This is a genomic window from Microbulbifer maximicatervae (SeqCode) (assembly GCF_052467065.1).
In genome coordinates this window covers 1,411,084-1,426,275 of the sequence record NZ_CP174299.1, presented here as the reverse complement: position 1 = coordinate 1,426,275, position 15,192 = coordinate 1,411,084, and the positions used below count along the sequence as shown (strand labels likewise).

Genomic DNA, 15,192 nt, shown 5'->3' with positions numbered 1-15,192 from the left:
TTCTTAACCCTGTGGCTATCTATAAAAACTCTCAACAGGTTTTTCTCGGTTCTGACAAAGGAAAGGGGAGCTTTGCTCCCCTTTCTTACTCAAGCCCTATTTAATCCGAATAGGATCAGGAGCCGGAACAGCCGTAGGTATCCAAGTAGTCATAGGCTGCTTTTGCCTGGATGAGGCCGTAGCCGTAAGCATTATCTCTTCCCGCATCACCGAGGTCTTCGGCTGTAGCCGTTAGAGCGTTGCGGATATCTGTGTTGCTACAGTTGGGGAAGTGGCTCCATATCAATGCGGCAACACCGGCAACGTGTGGGGTAGCCATGGAAGTGCCATTGAAATATTCGTAGCTTGTAGCCTCATTTTCCAAATCTACGCTGGCACTCAGCTGCGTGAGTAGAGTTGCACCGTCAGTGTCAGAAATACCAACCGAAGGAATAGTGGTTACAGTATCGCTCAGGGTTGCGCTGGAGAGTAATCCCTCTTCATTGTTGTAAATAATCGCTCCGATACCACCACCGGACTCACAATTTAAAACTTTCTCCGCAAAGCTGATATTGCCGCGAGCAATCAGGCAAATCTTACCTGCCGCACTGGTGCAAGCGGATTCAGCCGTACCACAGTCTTCCATTGAACCGGTGATTGCACCAGCTGGGGTGCCTGATATTGGGGCTGATTCGATGTCAACACTGCCGACGGTTAAGCTAGAGATTCTGCCAGTATCAGTGGGAACAGAAGATAGAACCTGCACACCGGGCGCGGAGAGTTCTACTTGGTCGGTCTGCTGAGAGGAGGACCAGATAGCTTTATCGCTATCGATAGCACCGACGGATACAACAGAGGAGTATGAGGCTGGGTAGGAGTGCGCAGTGTTACCGTCGTTTCCGGCTGCCGCGATGGACAGGATTCCCTGGCGATTTAGGTTGTTAAAGGTTCGTCTTTCGAGGAAGTTGGCACTTTCACCGCCCAGACTCATATTGATGACGTTAGCACCATTGTCGGCACAAACCTCTGCGGCTGCCATTAGGGAGGAGGAGTAGGCCCAGCCGTCGCCATCAAACACTTTTACAATATGCAGGTTAATATTACTGCTGGGCATCACGCCAACGACACCGGTACCATTATTCATCGCAGCGATAGTGCCGGCCACATGGGTACCGTGACCGCTTTGATCTTCATACCAGTTACCTGCGCCGCTTGGGTCACTGGTACCAGTGACGGCGTTTCCGGACAAATCTTCGTGAACCAGGTCGTAGCCGGAATCAATAATACAGACTGTGCGGTTGCCGGCCTGAGTATCACCTAGTTGATCTGCCTGCACCATGGTGATCCCGTAGGGGGTTTCCTGGGACATCGGATACCGCTTAACGTCTTCTTCAATAAAAGCAACATCCGGGTTCGAGCGCATTTCTTTTAGGGTGGTTGCAGACATATGTGCTGCCATCGCATTTTGGCGGCGTATTTCAAGAGCCTGTCTTCCGCCTCTCTTCTTCATAAAAGACTTAACGGATTCGCCTTTTCCCTGCTTGAAAGTCACGATATAACGCTTGTCCTCAGCAGTGGCGTTGCCGGTTACGGCGAGCGCTAAAATGCTGGCTGCAAATACAGACAAGGATTTATTCATTGGATGCTCCTGAAGATTTCTATGTTTATTGTTGCTTTTGTCGACGTTCTAATTTCAAGTTTTTTAGTTGTTGATATTTACTTGAGCGTCGAAGAGGGGAATTTATCAGGCTTTTCTTGTTGTATGAATAATTATTTTTTAATTGCTGTTGTTTTTGTTTTCTTATTGAATTTATATTTTGCTTTATTTTTATCTTTTTAAGGATGTTTTTAATTTTTTTTAAGTGTGGTCGTAGCTTTTATTTTTTGTTTACTAGATTTTCAGGTTGTTTCTATTTCTGGGGGGGAGTTATTGGGGTTTTAAAGTTGAAGCTCCGAGAGTCATCTTGATACCTAATGATGAAAATTGTGAGTTGGAGCAAAGAATTCTAGTTTGAATGCAGCATGTCAATTATTATTGACTAGATAAGTAGCATTAAGGTGTGTTTCTATTTTTCATTGGTATTCATCCGTTTGGAACGATATAAGGCGGCCAGTCATACATGAGAGTACAGGCTGGCCGCTATCGCTAGCTTTTATCCCTCTTCGGTCGAAGTTTCGCCAGGTAAATCCTTGTCTACTTTGAGCTCGGTAACTGATCCTATACCAAGTTTACCAATTTTATCTTTTATCTTGGTTTTGTCTCCAACGATAATCCAGGTAAATTGATCAACCTTTAAAGTATCTCGAGCAAGTGAATGGATCGAAGGTAGATCGACATTGCGAACTTCATTTGCATAACCTTCCATATAATTTAAAGGTCGATCGTAGGTAACCATTCCAGAAATAGCTCCTGATACAGCTCGAACTGTTTCAAAACGGCCGGGCAATTCATTGATTCGCTTGTCTTTAATTTTCTGCAGCTCGTCTTCTTTTGCTGGAGAATCGCCGACATAGGCTTGGAGTTCTTTATAAAGCTCTTTTAAAGATTCACTGGTCTTGTCCGTTTGAACTGGTGCATAGACCAAGAGCGGTTGCTGTCCTTTGGCCCCAGTCATAAATGAATAGGCTCCATAAGCCCAGTGCTTATCCTCCCGCAAATTCATATTAATTCGCGCGGTAAAAGTGCCTCCAAAGATATCATTCATCATATGTAAGGCTTCTCGCTGAGGCATCGTTTCCGACGGAGCCAAGAGACCGCCAATAATTATGCTCTGTTCAGCTCCCGGTTTATCAATTAGATAAATTCTAGTTTTTTCTGGGTGCGCAACCTGTTGTAGATTCTTTGTAGGTAACGGCTCTTTGGGTGCTTTCCAATCCGCAAAGTGCTGCTCTAATTTTTTTGTCAGATCACCCATGCTGATATCTCCGACTGCAACCAGAGTGGCATTATCGGGGCGCATCCAGGTTTTGTGGTAATTTACCAGATCTTCACGGTTCAGGGAGCTGATAGAGCTTTCTGTTCCCGAACCGGTGAGAGGAACTGCATAAGCATGTCCTTCACCATATAAAAGAGGTGGTAAATTCCGCAACGCCATGTTTACCGGCTGGGTTTTTTCCTGCTGGATTCCTGCTATCCACCGAGCACGTTTCCGCTCAATCTCTTCATCGGAATAGGCTGGATGCATTACGATATCGGCAAACAAGGATATGGAACTATCGAGATTGTTTTTTAATGCGTTGAGCCGTACAGAAGAAGTATCAATGTTCGAACCAGCCGAGATTCTGGCCCCTAACATTTCTGCTTTGGCATCAATCTCTAAGGCGCTTAATTTTGTAGTCCCTTCCTTTAGCATGGACATGGCATAGCTAGAGGTTCCCAATTTAGCACCCTGGTCTGCAGCGTAACCGGCATCAAACATAAGGCGAATATCGACTACTGGAGCAGAGTCGCGTTGGGCAAGTATCACTTTTAGACCGTTAGAGAGTTCCGTGGTCTGTAATTCTGGAAATGGGATGCTGGGGAATTCACCGGTATCGGGTAATTTAGACCTATCTGCACCAGTCTCGGAAGTAGTGTATTTGGGGAAAGGGTGTACTTCCAGATTATAATCACCACTGGAAAGCCATTTTACGGCGGCTTCTTTTACCTTTTGAGGGCTGGTGTTTTGCATTTTGGTTAACGCTTCCAGGTAAGCGTTGGGATTGTCGAGGTAGAGTTCACCCCGAGCCAAAATTACGCCCTTACCGCCCCAGCCACCTACCTGCTCAAGGTTGCGTGCTTGGGATGCATAGTGGCTCATATTAACCCTTGCAAGTTCCTCTTTGCTTGGCCCTTCCTTGAGAAAACGTTGTAGTTCTTCCTCAATGGCGGCCTCTACTGTTGCGAGTTCAACCCCGGGCTTTACATCGGCAACAATAGGGAAGATGGAAGACAATTCAAATTCATGCAGCCCAATATTAACTTTGGTAGCGATTTGATCTTCGTATACGAGGCGCTGGTAGAGCCGGGAGTTTTTTCCATCCCCCAATACTGCTGCTGCTAGAGCAATAGCTCCAGCATCGTCGTGAGCTAGATTAGGGGTATTCCAGACTTTATAAAGACGCGATTGAGCAACTTGATCAAACATCTGCTCACGGCTGGACTGATCTCGCTTGGCAATCCACGCTTTTTTCTTGATAAGAGGAGGGCCGGAGGGAATGTCGCCAAAAAAATGGGCTGCTTTTTCTTTTGCTGTTTCTACATCAATATCACCGGCAAGTACTAGTACGGTATTAGCTGCGCCGTAATACTGTTTAAACCACTCGTGAACATCTTCAAGAGAAGCTGCATTCAGGTCTTCCATTGAGCCGATGGTGGTCCAGGAGTAGGGATGCCCAGCTGGATAAATTGCTTTCTGCATCCGCTCCCATACTTTCCCATAGGGTTGGTTCTGGCCCTGGCGCTTCTCATTCTGCACAACGCCACGCTGCTCATCGAGTTTTTCCTGAGTAATTGCGCCCAATAGATGACCCATTCGGTCAGACTCCATCCATAGAGCCATGTCTAAGGCGTTGGTGGGTACTGTCTCGAAGTAATTTGTGCGATCCAGCCAGGTGGTACCATTCATACCAGTTGCACCAGCTAGTTCAAACGGTTTAAAAAACTCATCATTATAGTTTTCTGAACCATTGAACATCAGGTGCTCAAATAAATGTGCAAACCCTGTTCTTCCAGGTTTTTCATCTTTTGAGCCAACGTGGTACCAAACGCCCACGGAAACAATAGGAGCTTTGCGATCCTCGTGGATGATTACACGCAGGCCATTGGGCAGAGTAAATTTCTCATAACCTATTTTTAGGGACTCAAACTTATTTTCTAAATTCTCGGAGGCAAACAGCTCTTTCTTGGCCTCGGGGTTTTTATTATTTTGGGGAGCGTCACTGCAAGCTGAGAGCGCTATAGCGAGCGCTAATGGAATGCTGTACTTCCGTACCGTTTTCATAATAGTTTCCTTGTCCCTTTTTCCTGTAGGAGAGAGTTATCGTTCCATGGCTTTAATTTTTTATAGTTCTAAACTGGCATTAGGTGATTTTCTTTGCGCTCCCTTTAAATTAGATTTGGAGCACCAAACCAGCATTGGTAAACCCTGCATTGATATAAGCAGAGAAAAGCTGCCAGAAAGTCTGATAATAAATGGCTGGCTTGGGGCTTAGCAAATTTAAGTTGTACTTTTTGGGGCGTACGACTCAGTAGGCTTGGCGTATGATTTCAATACCCGGAAGGATTGCTCGATTCCAGGCAGCATCAACTTCTGGCGAGTATTCCTCGTCGTGCTGCCTAATGGTGGCGAGTAGGGCGTCGAGCCAGAGGCGATACCATTCTGGGCGGATGTTATAGCCATTGCGATCGTGACTTTTACCCAGAGCGCGCAGCTTGGTGTCTGGCATGCCGCGAGAATAAAGCACTAGCTGCATAATGCCGTTACGCAAAAGATGGCGCTGGGCTTTCATATCTGTATTGGCAAAGAGCTGACGGATGTCTGTAGAACTTCCCATAAAACGATCATAAAAATCCACAAAAAACTGTTCTTTATTGCAACAGCGTCCATAGCTTTGAAAAACGATATCACTATCCGTTGGTTGCATCGTTTTGGTTACCTCTTATGTTGGCCACCCTCAGTTTTACTTTTAAGTGGCCTCTGTGACTAATATGCATTTGGAAGGGGGGCGGCGATTCTAGCGATCGAATTTAGAAGCGGGAAGTACAATTTGGCTGTGCCTGCTTGTTATCTGGCGTAATTAATTAGTAACTCTCTGTGTGTGAATGGCTGATTCAGGGCTGATACTCTGAGTTCTATAAGGCTTTATTTACATTGTCTGGTGTCGATTGCTACTTGAATCGCAATTACATGGCCTTTTATTTATTTAACTGGCTTAGGTAGTCCTTTGGAGGTTGGAGGATTGATCCTGAAAGCATTGCCATTAGTTGGCGTTAGGTGTCAATTCTGTTTGAAGTAACTACTTGCTTACCTCCTGGGCGAACAGCTATCAACTAAGGTCGCTTTTGGCTTGATGACCCCTAAGACAGTATCAGCTGCGCTAAATAATGCGTAGATTGGCTGATATAACAACGTATTCCCCTGTTTTTAATATCGGCATCAATAGGTTCCAGTTGATATAATCGCCGCCCACATTTTTCAGTTAATCGAAGTAGAAGAGGATTGGCTAATGGCGGTCAAACTGATGGCAGATCTCGATCTCGCTGGTAAGCGCTTACTTATCCGTGAGGACCTGAATGTACCGGTTAAGGACGGTCGTGTAACTTCCGATGCACGTATTCGCGCGGCACTACCGACGATAAAAGCCGCCATCGAAGCCGGGGCTAAAGTGCTGTTGATGTCCCATCTGGGGCGCCCTACAGAGGGTGAGTACGCGGAAGAATTCTCCCTGGCCCCGGTCGCCGCACACCTGGGTGAGCTGCTGGGCCGTGATGTGGCACTGGTCAAAGAGTGGCGCGATGGCGTTGAGCTGACCGATGGGGAAGTTGCCCTGCTGGAAAATGTACGTTTCAACAGTGGTGAAAAGAAGGACGATGAGTCTCTGGCAAAGGCCTATGCCCAGTTGTGCGATATCTTCGTGATGGATGCCTTTGGTACTGCCCACCGGGCCCAGGCTTCCACCCATGGTGTGGCTAAATTTGCACCGGTTGCTTGCGCCGGCCCTCTATTGGCTGCTGAGCTGGACGCATTGGAGAAAGCCCTGGCTGAGCCGGCGCGCCCGCTGGTTGCTATTGTTGGTGGTTCCAAAGTTTCTACAAAATTGACGGTACTCGAAAGCCTGGCTGACAAAGTCGATCAGCTGATTGTTGGTGGTGGTATTGCCAATACCTTCCTGGCAGCCAGCGGCAAGCCAGTGGGCAAGTCCCTGTGCGAGCACGATCTGGTAGATACCGCCAAGGCCCTGATGCAGAAGTGTGATATCCCTGTGCCAACTGATGTAGTCACAGGTAAAGAATTCAGTGAATCCGCCGCAGCAGAAACCAAAAGTGCCGATGCTGTGGTTGAAGACGATATGATTTTTGATATCGGTCCTAAATCCTCCGAGCAACTGGAAGAAATTCTCAGCAGTGCGAAAACCATTATCTGGAATGGTCCTGTAGGTGTGTTTGAATTTGACCAGTTTGGTGGCGGTACCGAGCACCTCTCTAAAGCCATTGCCGAGAGCGCAGCGTTTTCTATAGCTGGTGGCGGCGACACTCTGGCAGCTGTGGATAAGTATGGCATTGCCGACAAGGTTTCCTATATCTCCACGGGTGGCGGTGCCTTCCTTGAATATGTTGAAGGTAAGAAGCTTCCAGCGGTCGCTATACTGGAAAGCCGCGCACAAGACTAAATAACGAAAAATAAGGCCTGTCGCAATTTGCAGGCAGGTCATAAAAGCAAAAATACAAATACTACGAGTAGACGAGAAAGGAATTAATTATGGCTCTTATCAGCCTGCGCCAAATGTTGGACCATGCCGCAGAGCATGGCTACGGTGTACCCGCATTTAATGTAAACAATCTAGAGCAGATGCGTGCGATTATGGAAGCGGCCAAAGAGACCGATTCTCCAGTAATCGTTCAAGCCTCTGCGGGCGCCCGCAAGTACGCCGGCGCTCCCTTCCTGCGCCACCTTATTCTTGCCGCTATTGAGGAGTTCCCTGAGATCCCGGTAGTTATGCACCAAGATCACGGCACCAGCCCCGCCGTTTGCCAGCGCTCTATCCAACTGGGCTTTAGTTCAGTGATGATGGACGGCTCCCTTGAGGAAGACGGCAAGACCCCGGCTTCTTACGAGTACAATGTAGATGTCACCAAGCGCGCGGTGGATATGGCCCACGCCTGTGGTGTTTCTGTTGAAGGTGAGCTGGGCTGCCTGGGTTCCCTGGAAACCGGTATGGCTGGAGAGGAAGACGGTGTTGGCGCTGAGGGCAAGCTGTCCCACGACCAGCTGCTGACCGATCCGGAAGAGGCCGCTGACTTCGTACAGAAGACCAAGGTGGATGCCCTGGCAATTGCCTGTGGTACCAGCCACGGTGCTTACAAGTTTACTCGTCCGCCCACAGGGGACATCCTGGCCATCGACCGTATCAAAGAGATTCACGCTCGTATTCCAGGCACCCACCTGGTAATGCACGGTTCCTCTTCTGTACCCCAGGAGTGGCTGGCTGTAATCAATGAGTTTGGTGGTGAGATCCCGGAAACCTACGGCGTTCCTGTTGAGCAGATCTGTGAAGGTATCAAGTACGGTGTGCGCAAGGTCAATATCGATACCGACCTGCGCTTGGCCTCGACTGGTGCCACACGTCGCTTCCTGGCTCAGAACCCATCTGAGTTTGACCCGCGCAAGTTCTACAAAGCCGCTATGCAAGCGATGAAGGAAATCTGTATCGCTCGTTATGAGGCGTTTGGCACAGCTGGTAATGCCAGCAAGATTCGCCCTGTTAGCCTCGATGTTATGAGCGAACGCTACGCCGCCGGTGAGCTGGAGCCGCAAATCAAGTAACGGTCATCCACTGTTGCGAAGAGGTGGGCTCTATGCCCACCTTTTTTCTTTTCAGGTTGTCTTTCCCGCTACGATATCACTACCCCTACCGCCAAAATGCAGTACCATTGCACTAATGGATACTTTGCAAGACCTCAGCACCTACGATAATAGCCCGGTAATAAAGCGCCCGGACTACTCGGCATTGCGTCAGAAGTTGCCTGAACTGGATTTCGGCGCTGACGAAACCCCTCTGTGCAAAGAGCTGCGGGATTATCGTAATTTTTACGATTTGCATTTTCCCCGAGCCCATAAGACCGGAGTCGGCACTTTTAAAGTTGCCGGATTTGAATTGGTTTCACAGTATTGGATGGTCGAGAATCCCAAGGGCACCTTGTTTATTTGCCATGGCTATTTTGATCATACGGGTATTTATGGTCCGGCAATCCGCTTTGGCCTGGAGCGGGATCTCAATGTAGTGATTTTTGATTTCCCCGGACATGGTTTATCCAGTGGTGAGCGTGTAGCTATCCATACTTTCCTGCAATACCGCCAGGCGTTTGATGGACTCTTGGAAATTGCGCGAAATAAGTTGCCCGGGCCTTGGCATGCAATGGGCCAGAGCACCGGTGGCGCTGCACTACTGGCCCATCTGCAATACAGCCGCTGGCAGCCTCTGGATAAGGTCTTTTTGTTGGCTCCCTTGGTAAGGCCGTCAAACTGGGCCTGGCTAAATCGCTGGAAATATTATGTGGGCCGCTTGTTTATCCGCGAACCCGGCCGGGCCTTTACGATTAATACCCACGATGTGGAGTTTTCTCGACGTCAGGCACTTAGGGACCCCCTTCAATCTCAATCAATCTCTATGAGCTGGCTCAGGGCGATGGTGGATTGGTTGCAGACATTTCCCCGCACGGCACGCAACCCACGCCCGATCCTTTTGGTTCAGGGAACGGATGATAAAACCGTTGATTGGCGTTATGGTCTTCATGCTGTTCGGAATCGTTTTCCCAATTGCCACCGGGTATTGATACGCGGTGCCCGGCACCAGATGATTAACGAAACCCAACCTTATCGCCATCAAATATTAGCGGCGATGGATGAGTGGTTAACCAAATAGGCTGTGAGCGATAACTTGTATCGCTCAACTCGCAGAGTTTTGACCTGCACTTTTCACTCGGAAAGCCTTAGCGAATCTACTTAGTTAGAAGAAATGAACGCTCTGTAAATTTCCCCGATAAGGTCGAAGACGCCATCCATGCCTTATGCGGCGGTGCCCAAGTACAATATGTTCTTTCCTTCTCCTTTGGTCAAAAACTCTATTAATACTCCTCATGAGGCCAGCGCCAAGCCAGCCAAATAATAGCTAATTTTAGAATAATCTCGATAAATCCCAGATAGAAGTAGAAATACCAGGTGGACATTAAAAATGTTACAAATAAGAAAATAATGAAAGCTGAGGATGTAATAATATTTATCCAGCGAGAGATAGATGGTTTAAGTAATAAAGTAAGGGCAACCATAATACAGGGGAGTGACACAATGATTGATACAGTAAGTAGTGACTCTTGTGTGACCGCTCCAAATGGCCCGAACCCCTCAATTATTCTATCTATTTTTCCTGTCCTAAATAGCCCAAAGAAATCCCCATAGATGTAAAGTAGTACTACTGAAGCCCATAGCCCGGCTATTTTAATCTTAACATCTATATGACTGTCAGTGAGCTTGGTCGATGTGCTCTTTAAGTTGTCTTTATCGTTCATGACATTCCCTCGATCTTACTGGTAGATAACTTTTGATTTGATTCGGTAATAGTTGGTGGAGTTCTAACGCCCATAATTAGTAACCATAGACAGGTTCCGATCTCCCCTAGAGAGGCGGGTACTCTAATAAAAGCGGGGATTTGATATTCAGGGAAAAGTAAATTTGCGCAGAACCTTACTAAATAGCTAAGGCATCCCACCATTAAAAGTATGCCCAGTATTTTGGGTAGTAAGTTTGATTTGTAGACCAGGTATCCGAAAGGAAGTAACCATAATCCCCAGAGAACCTGGATGGTTTGGATTCCATTGCTATACGATTTTAATAACAATAATACCTGAGTATAAATTTGTTCTTTTTCAAAAGTTAGGAGATATTCTGCTCCGCTAAGAAGTGTGAGAGCGTCAACTTTGTTAACTATATTGAGTAGAGTAAATGGAATACTGGTGAGGGCCAAAACAACCATTAATGACGCACATCCCCTATTTACAGGTGCAAATGTGCGATATAACGCTAGTGGCAGTATTGAAAATAGTATATAAAGAAGTATCCCGCCTAAAATTCCTAATCTATATAGAAATTCATATTTCAGGATGTTTTGTGCTGTTAATGGTGCGCTTTCCCATATTATGGGAATTTGCGAAGGCACGTATACTAAAGAAAATATTCCCAACAAGATGGTAAGTAAATAAATAAGCCCAGAAAGTCTGGCATATTCTTTTTGAGTCATTTTATATCCTTGTAAAAACAAATTGACAGATAGAGAGCCAAAAGTTGGTTAGGTCCTAGTCGCGGTACCCATATAAAGGGGACTGCGGTGAACTTCCAACCACGGTAATCAGCTGGAATTTCATAAGAAGAATATGGTCAGCAAAGACGTACTTATGGTGTTGTTCCGTTGTGAATAGAGGTAAAGCTTCTGTATCTCTCGCGGTACTACGACTATTGGGTGTGGGGTACTAGCTATTGACGCCATGGTGGTCTCTTTAGAGTCACTGTAAGCAAAGAAACCTATTGGAATATTGAGTTGTGCGCTACCCAGCTAGGCATGGGCTGCGGAAAGCGTGGTTTGAAGTGCGGAATAGTGAGATAAGTGATTTGGGATGGTATGGCCATCCAGAAGATTTGTGAGCCGCCAACTGTATGCGGCTCACACTGTTTAGCCTGCTGTTAATCGGGTTGTTGACTGGCTTTCTTGGATTCGGAGGGACTCGGTGTGGAGGCTGGCTTCTTGCGGGGTTTATCACTTTTCTCCGAAGTCTGTTTTGCACTTGTGGGAACTCTGTTAGTAGGGTATTCAACCTTACAGGTACCCTGTCCATTGTCCGATAGCACAATTTCATCCAGGTCATCCATTACCCGAATTGGGCCCGAATAGAATTTACGCATTCCCTTAATAAAGCCGATCTTGTCAGCTTCAGTAACGGGGGGTGGTATTAGGTGTGTTAAGGCAACCGATTTTACTCCCGCTTTGGTTGCCATCTTGGCAATGTCCAGAGTATTGGAATGGTAGTGGATAATTTGATTTGCCTTCTCATATCGCAAACGAGCGCGACGGTTATCCCCGGTTTGCTTCAGCTTGCTGATGTATTGGGCATAGCTGAGAGCCTCAGAAATCAGTAGATCGGCATCCCGTTCAATTGGCTCTAGCGCATCGAAAACATGGGTATCACCAGTAATGATGACTTTACAGGGGCCAAAACGTATCTCGTAACCAAATGCGGGAAAAACCGGTTCGTGATGTACGGCAAACACAGAGACATAGGTATTCCTGTGGTGCCACACATCTTTTACGATCTCGCTTTGTTCCCCGGCAATATTCACTAGGTGGGGAGTGGCGACCGCTAGGACTGGATCGAGAATCCCCTGCCTATTTGCCGATCGAAAAAGGATGTCCGGCCCAAAACTCTTGTTAATTCCATCCAAAATGCGATGGATGCCGTAGGGTCCGTAGACATTAATAGGCGAGTCGGCACCAACAAACCAGGACTCGTTGATCACCATGGCCAAACCACCAAAGTGATCCGAGTGCCAGTGGGTAATAAAAATGGGGTCCAGCTGGGCGAGATTAAGGCCGAGCTGGCCAATTCTTGCTGTAGCTCCTTCTCCGGCATCGACGAGGAATAGTTTCCCACTGCTGCGAATAGCAACGCAGGCGGGATGGCGCAAGTATTGATAGGCCGGATCTGGCGTGCCAGTTCCACAAAAGTAGATGTGCATTTTGCCATCATCTTCCACATAAGGTGGGTAACGCTTCAGAGATTCAGGCTGCTCGGCCAGGCTTGAAATCGCGAAGAACACCCCGAGGGCAAGAGTGGCAAATATATCAACGACCAGTCGCATGGTTTTATAGATTCCAGTCGGTACGGAAAATACATACCAATGATATGCAGACATTTTTAAACGTACAAAAAAATGATTAAAAATTTTGGTCAAGTCTGTAGATGAAGTGGACTCATGCCTTGTAAAGGATCAGGATTTAGGCTGCTATTAACTTAGTTTGTCATCAGGATTTTTATAGATGGTGGTTGGCTGTCCTTCCAGGCCCGAGTAAAAGAGAATAATAGTTACGGGAGTATCACCATCATTGCGCCCATAATGCCATTTATCGGTAACTTCGATAAATGCCTTACCTGCCCCCAGAGTAAGCGTTTCTTTCTGTCCTGGGAGTACAATGGTTAAAGTGCCCTCTGCTACATAGACACCATTTAGCACTGGATGCTTGTGTACGGGCATCTGTTCACCCACCGGAATAGTAACGCTAACAATCGTTAATTCCGGTTGCCCCGGTTTCATTTTTGGTAGGGAATGTCCTTCCCAGTCCTTTGTAGAGGAAACTAGTGTTTCAAACTTTACGTCGTTGGTTTTGTCCTGGCCAAATATATTTTCCGAGATAAATGTAAGTGTCAGAATGGCAAGGAAAAGGAGGTGGCGGCTCATTGAACTTTCCGGCAATCTTATGGAGATTTATGTAATTCTTGTTCAAGAATTAATGCTGTCCAATAAATTCGCGAAAATCTCTACGGACCAACATCGGAGAAAAAATTGGCTTTCAAATGCCCCCTACTAACAAACTGATTACATTTGGCGGAATAGATGCAGGTAACGCCGGCTTACGGGGAGTATTTCCTCCCTATTTAGCAGGGTAATTTGAGCGGTATCTCCGTCCCTTATTACGTGGCGGATGGCCTTTAAATTGACGACAACAGAGCGATGAACCTGGGCAAAGAGTTCGGGGTCAAGTTGGTGGGTTAGATCCTTTAATGGTGTGCGAATACAGGCCTCCAGATTGTTGTTGCCGGATTCGCTCCAGGCTACCAGGGTATACTTCTCATCTGAACGCAAATAGTGCACATCTTCTACCGGTATCATCCGCAATTGCTGGCCTATGGAAGCGTGAATCCAACGCAGGTATGGTTTGTCTTCCTTGGATTGAAGCTGTCTCGCTAATTGCTCGAGTAACTCCTGTTGATGACTGACGGGTTTGCAACTGCTGAGCCTTTCCCTAAGCCGCTCGGCGGTATCGGCGAGCCGCTCAATCTCTACCGGTTTTACCAGGTAGTCCAGTGCACCCTGGCTAAAAGCTTCCACGGCGTAGTTGTCGTATGCGGTAACGAAAACTAAATGGGCCCGACGCCCGATACTCTGGGCTGCCTCAATACCGGACTTGCCCGGCATATGGATATCCAGAAAACAGATATCGGGCTGCTTTTCTTCAAATAGTTCTACGGCTTCACGACCATTGCGGGCCTCCGCAACAACCTTCAGCTCCGGCCAGACACTTTTGAGTTTGCGGACCAAAGACTGGCGCAGCAGTGGTTCGTCGTCAGCTACCAGGGCGGTGGTGGGCGTGGCACTCATATTTGCTCCTCGGCAGGGAATAGCAATTCGGCACAAAGACCTGTGGGCTGTTGGTCGACCAAACGCAAGCCTGCACTATCGCCATAGGTCAGTTGTAGCCGCTCTCTCAAAGTTGCCAACCCTGTCCCGAGACTGTTGGAATTGTCCTGGATGCCGATACCGCTATCGGTGACGGTGGCAATACAGAGGCCCTGTTCCAGCTTTATTTCAATATCAATACGTCCCCCTTCCTCACTGGGGTCTATGCCATGGCGGACGGCATTTTCAACCAGTGACATCAGAGACATGGGCAGGCAAGACTGACTTCGCACCTCGTCATCAGCGTTGATAGAAAATTCCAGGCGGTCCGGCATACGCATTTGCATCAGGCCCAGGTAAGCCTGCACCAGAGTTAGCTCTTGCTCGACGGTACTTTGCTCCGACTCAAGTTTCGGTACTGCGGCGCGCAGGTAGGCAATCAGGTTGTTTAGTAGTGCGGGTGCCTGAGGGGATGAAGACTCTACCAGCTCTTGTACATTGGCGAGTGTATTAAATAAGAAGTGTGGGGCCACCTGGGATTGCAATAAACGCAGCCGCGCATTGAGCGCCTGGTGCTCCAGGGCACCCCGCTGCCGTTCAAAAAGTTGCGCCTGCTCTCGTACAGCAATATCCCGCTGGCGCAACAGCGCAGACATAGCGAGCCAGGGCCCGAATAACATGCCGGTCACCGCTATCAGGAGAAAACTCCAGTGTCGGCTGTGGTCCTGCCAAAGTGGAAGTGCCCCCGGTTCTGTCAAGGCAGGGGACAGGATCAGCAATGTCAGTGGAATAGAGATTGCCACACCCACCACCTGTATTACCCAGCGAGGTAATCGTTGAGGCAAGTTGCGCGGCCACTGCTCGAACAGGCAAAAAGTAATCAGTGCTGATATGGCAGCTGTGCTGGTTTGAAGTAGGAGCTCTGTATAAGTACCTTTCCAGCCGAAGCTGAGTAGCAGGGTCCAAAGCAGAGTAGCCAGCAAAACAGTCAGCGATCGCTGCCTGCTGGGTAGCAGTTGCACTTGAGGTGGGTTGGCTGTCGGCGAGTAATTCATGATGGCCGCCTTCG

The 15,192-nt window shown here is 47.7% G+C and carries 12 protein-coding genes; 3 read left to right on the top strand and 9 right to left on the bottom strand.

What is annotated here, in order from left to right; all coding sequences use genetic code 11:
- Window positions 1-115 precede the first annotated feature (115 nt).
- The 3 genes from ACJJI1_RS06260 to ACJJI1_RS06250 all read right to left on the bottom strand — a co-directional run bounded on the left by ACJJI1_RS06260 (window position 116) and on the right by ACJJI1_RS06250 (window position 5,604).
- Window positions 116-1,618 (bottom strand): S8 family serine peptidase, encoded by a 1,503-nt coding sequence (locus ACJJI1_RS06260; protein WP_444958870.1) that lies wholly within the window; start codon window positions 1,616-1,618, stop codon window positions 116-118.
- Between the two features lie 514 nt (window positions 1,619-2,132).
- A complete protein-coding gene (locus ACJJI1_RS06255) occupies window positions 2,133-4,961 on the bottom strand; it encodes a M16 family metallopeptidase (RefSeq protein WP_444958869.1) in 2,829 nt (942 codons plus the stop codon).
- A gap of 244 nt (window positions 4,962-5,205) precedes the next feature.
- Entirely contained in the window at window positions 5,206-5,604 is a 399-nt protein-coding gene (locus tag ACJJI1_RS06250; protein ID WP_413663658.1) for a globin, read from the bottom strand.
- 582 nt (window positions 5,605-6,186) lie between these two features.
- Between ACJJI1_RS06250 and ACJJI1_RS06245 the strand changes: the two genes are divergently transcribed.
- From ACJJI1_RS06245 to ACJJI1_RS06235, 3 genes are all read left to right on the top strand, one after another.
- Entirely contained in the window at window positions 6,187-7,350 is a 1,164-nt protein-coding gene (locus ACJJI1_RS06245; RefSeq protein ID WP_444958868.1) for a phosphoglycerate kinase, read from the top strand.
- A gap of 89 nt (window positions 7,351-7,439) precedes the next feature.
- Window positions 7,440-8,504, top strand: a complete 1,065-nt coding sequence (gene fba, locus ACJJI1_RS06240) for a class II fructose-bisphosphate aldolase (protein WP_282930878.1) — start codon at window positions 7,440-7,442, stop codon at window positions 8,502-8,504.
- Window positions 8,505-8,619: 115 nt separating this feature from the next.
- Complete coding sequence (locus ACJJI1_RS06235) at window positions 8,620-9,603, top strand: alpha/beta hydrolase (protein WP_282930879.1); 984 nt, start codon at window positions 8,620-8,622, stop codon at window positions 9,601-9,603.
- A 202-nt stretch (window positions 9,604-9,805) separates the two neighbouring features.
- Here ACJJI1_RS06235 and ACJJI1_RS06230 read toward each other — a convergent pair whose 3' ends face one another.
- From ACJJI1_RS06230 to ACJJI1_RS06205, 6 genes are all read right to left on the bottom strand, one after another.
- Window positions 9,806-10,246: a DUF6326 family protein gene (locus tag ACJJI1_RS06230; protein ID WP_413663655.1), complete on the bottom strand. Its 441-nt coding sequence runs from the start codon at window positions 10,244-10,246 to the stop codon at window positions 9,806-9,808.
- A complete protein-coding gene (locus ACJJI1_RS06225) occupies window positions 10,243-10,974 on the bottom strand; it encodes a DUF4386 domain-containing protein (protein WP_444958867.1) in 732 nt (243 codons plus the stop codon). The genes ACJJI1_RS06230 and ACJJI1_RS06225 overlap by 4 nt, the downstream gene beginning before the upstream one ends.
- 440 nt (window positions 10,975-11,414) lie before the next feature.
- Window positions 11,415-12,587 (bottom strand): MBL fold metallo-hydrolase, encoded by a 1,173-nt coding sequence (locus tag ACJJI1_RS06220; RefSeq protein WP_444958866.1) that lies wholly within the window; start codon window positions 12,585-12,587, stop codon window positions 11,415-11,417.
- Window positions 12,588-12,734: 147 nt separating this feature from the next.
- Window positions 12,735-13,184: a cupin domain-containing protein gene (locus tag ACJJI1_RS06215; RefSeq protein WP_444958865.1), complete on the bottom strand. Its 450-nt coding sequence runs from the start codon at window positions 13,182-13,184 to the stop codon at window positions 12,735-12,737.
- 138 nt (window positions 13,185-13,322) lie between these two features.
- Window positions 13,323-14,105, bottom strand: a complete 783-nt coding sequence (locus ACJJI1_RS06210) for a LytR/AlgR family response regulator transcription factor (RefSeq protein WP_444958864.1) — start codon at window positions 14,103-14,105, stop codon at window positions 13,323-13,325.
- Window positions 14,102-15,178: a sensor histidine kinase gene (locus tag ACJJI1_RS06205; RefSeq protein ID WP_444958863.1), complete on the bottom strand. Its 1,077-nt coding sequence runs from the start codon at window positions 15,176-15,178 to the stop codon at window positions 14,102-14,104. The genes ACJJI1_RS06210 and ACJJI1_RS06205 overlap by 4 nt, the downstream gene beginning before the upstream one ends.
- Window positions 15,179-15,192: the final 14 nt, after the last annotated feature.